The sequence below is a fragment of the Intrasporangium sp. genome, from assembly GCF_032907665.1.
Lineage (GTDB): Bacteria > Actinomycetota > Actinomycetes > Actinomycetales > Dermatophilaceae > Intrasporangium.
The window spans coordinates 35,124-37,827 of record NZ_JAJJPG010000023.1; the positions used below are offsets into that span (position 1 = coordinate 35,124).

3 protein-coding genes are annotated in these 2,704 nt (G+C 70.7%); 2 read left to right on the plus strand and 1 reads right to left on the minus strand.

Annotated features, from left to right (window positions below; genetic code table 11):
• Positions 1 to 81: 81 nt before the first annotated feature.
• A complete protein-coding gene (locus LOY02_RS05775) occupies positions 82 to 672 on the plus strand; it encodes a YbaK/EbsC family protein (RefSeq protein WP_317181380.1) in 591 nt (196 codons plus the stop codon).
• Between the two features lie 228 nt (positions 673 to 900).
• Here LOY02_RS05775 and LOY02_RS05780 read toward each other — a convergent pair whose 3' ends face one another.
• The gene (locus LOY02_RS05780; protein WP_317181381.1) at positions 901 to 1,809 is read right to left on the minus strand and encodes a methylenetetrahydrofolate reductase; all 909 of its coding nucleotides are present in this window, start codon (positions 1,807 to 1,809) and stop codon (positions 901 to 903) included.
• 122 nt (positions 1,810 to 1,931) lie between these two features.
• On the opposite strand from LOY02_RS05780, the gene LOY02_RS05785 reads away from it, so the two are divergent.
• Positions 1,932 to 2,704: polyprenyl synthetase family protein (locus LOY02_RS05785; protein WP_317181382.1), on the plus strand; the 773-nt coding region annotated here is incomplete at its 3' end.

A 2,704-nucleotide genomic window follows, 5' to 3' on the forward strand; every position in this document is an offset into this window, starting at 1 on the left:
AGTTCCCTCGAACATATGTTCGATATTCTCAGCCTAACCCGCACCACCGACAGCCGCAAGCGCGCCGCTACGGTGAGAGCCATGACGGACTCCCCCTCCGCGCTGGACCCTTCCGCGCTGGACCCTTCCGCGCTGGACCCGTCCACAGGCCGGCCTGACACCACCCGCGCGTCCACCCTGCTCGACCACCCGGCCGTCTCCCGCGTCCGCGACGCACTCGCCCGTGCGGGCGTCCGGGCCGACGTCGTCGTCCTCGACGGCGCGGCCAGAACCGCAGCCCAGGCCGCAGCCGCCCTCGGCACCTCCGTGGCGGCCATCGCCAACTCCCTCGTCTTCGTCGCGACGACGACGGAGGGGGCCCGCCTCCCCCTCCTCGTGCTCACCTCAGGGGGACACCGCGTCGACACCGACCACCTCGCCACCATCACGGGTTACGCGAGCATCGGGAAGGCCGACGCCGAGTTCGTCCGCAACACCACCGGATTCATCATCGGCGGGGTCGCTCCCGTTGCCCACACGGGCCCGGTGACGACTCTGGTCGACGTGACGCTCGCCGATCACGACGTCGTCTGGGCCGCGGCCGGGCACACCCACACCGTCTTCCCGACGACCCACGACGAGCTCGTCCGGGTCACCGGCGGTCGCTCGGTCACCGTGCGCCCGCCTGCCTGAGACCCGGGCCGCGCCCGACTGCCCCCGCGCGCGAGACCCAGCTCAGCGGCATACTGCATGAAACGGACGAACTGAGTACCCGTGCTCAGGCCCGAGCAGGCGTGGACCGGCAGAGTGGTGGCGCGGGTCCGGTCCGCGAACGGAGGGTTGCAGGGGTGCCGTCCGCTCGGGGATCGGGCCCTTGTCGTATGCCGCCGAGCCGGCTCGGCGCGCGGGTGCAGTCTCTGCTCAGAGGTTCCCGAAGACCTCGAGCGTCGCAGACGACCGGTTCATGGTGATGAAGTGGATGCCCGGCGCCCCCTCGTCCAGGAGGCGGCGAGCCGACTCCGTGGCGATCGCCAGCCCCTCCTGCCGCACACCCTCGGGGTCGCCTCCGTGCCGCGCGAGGCGATCCGTCACCGCCACCGGCATCGGCTGGCCCGCGAGCTCGGCCATGCGGATCACCTGACGCGCGTTGGTGATCGGCATGATCGCCGGGATCACCGGGAGCCGCGAACCGCGTCGGGCGAGCTCGTCGCGCAGGCGCAGGTAGTTGTCGACGTCGAAGACCATCTGGGTGATCGCGAACTCGGCGCCGCGCTGCTCCTTGCGGATGAGGATCTCGACGTCCTGGAGAGTGCTGCGCGACTCCGGGTGCCCGTCGGGGAAGGCCGCGACGCCGACGGTGAAGTCACCGAGATCCTTGATGAGGTGGACCAGCGCGTCAGCGTGGTCGAGGCCCTGTGGGTGGGCGACCCAGGGCTGACCGAGTCCGCCCTGCGGGTCCCCCCGGAGGGCGAGGATGTTGCGCACCCCGGCCGCAGCGTAGTTGCCCACGACCCGGCGCAGCTCGGTCACGGAGTGGCCCACACAGGTCAGGTGTGCCATGGGCGTCAGGGACGTCTCCTGGAGCACCCGCTCCGTGAGCCGGATCGTGCGGTCCCGCGTCGTGCCACCCGCGCCGTAGGTGATGGAGACGAAGCTCGGTGACACCTTCTCCAGACGCCGGATCGCCTCCCAGAGCTGCTCGACCGCGGCGTCGTCCTTCGGCGGGAAGAACTCGAAGCTGAAGGTCGGCATCTCGCCCGTGACCATCGCGACGAGAGAACGCGTGAAGCGCTCCGCGCGGGTCATGGAGGATGCCGTGCCGTGTGCCATGCCGCCACGATAGATCGATGGGCGTCGTGGTCGCCGACCCGTGCCACGGATCGGTCACGCGTCCGCGTAGGCTGGCGACGACGTCCGGGGATTTCCGCACGCCGAGCGATGGAGGAGCCTGCGTGACCAGCCCAACCGACCTCGACGCCCTGCGCCGGAGGGTCCAACAGGCGATCGACGCGCACCTCACCGATGCGACCCAGGCACTCTCGGAGATCGGTGACGAGATCACACCTCTCGTGGACGCTGTGTCACGACTCCTCACGGGCGGAAAGGGCCTGCGGGCGAGCTTCCTCTACTGGGGCTACCGAGCGGCCGGGGGCAGCGACTCCGATGCGCTGGTCCGGCTCGCGGCGAGCATGGAGTTCTTCCAGGGTGCAGCCCTGCTGCACGACGACGTCATGGACCGGAGCGACACCCGCCGCGGCATGCCCTCTGCCCACCGAGCGGTCGCGGCGTTGCACCGTGCACGGGGATGGGCCGGCGACGACGCGCGGTTCGGTGAAGGGGCAGCCATTCTCGCGGGCGACCTCTGCCTCACCTGGTGTGACGAGCTCTACTCGACGTCGGGGCTGCCCGCCGAGTGGCTCGCGAGGGGCCGCGGCACGTTCGACCTCATGCGCACCCAGCTGATGGGCGGTCAGTTCCTCGACCTGCTGGAGTCCGCGCGCGGCTGGGACGGTCTCGACCTTGCCGCCCGAATCGCCTCGGCCCGCAACGTCATCCGCTACAAGAGTGCGAAGTACACCATCGAGCACCCACTGCTCATCGGCGCCCGCGTCGGCGGCGCCCCCGAGGCTGCACTCGGCGGCCTGTCCGCCTACGGCCTCGCTCTTGGGGAGGCGTTCCAGCTGCGTGACGACCTCCTCGGGGTCTACGGCGACCCGGAGGCGAC

Bases quoted from the DNA above. Each gene is read 5' to 3' on its own strand.
- LOY02_RS05775 (WP_317181380.1), top strand. From the start codon at position 82: ATGACGGACTCCCCCTCCGCGCTGGACCCTTCCGCGCTGGACCCTTCC.
- LOY02_RS05780 (WP_317181381.1), bottom strand. From the start codon at position 1,809: ATGGCACACGGCACGGCATCCTCCATGACCCGCGCGGAGCGCTTCACG.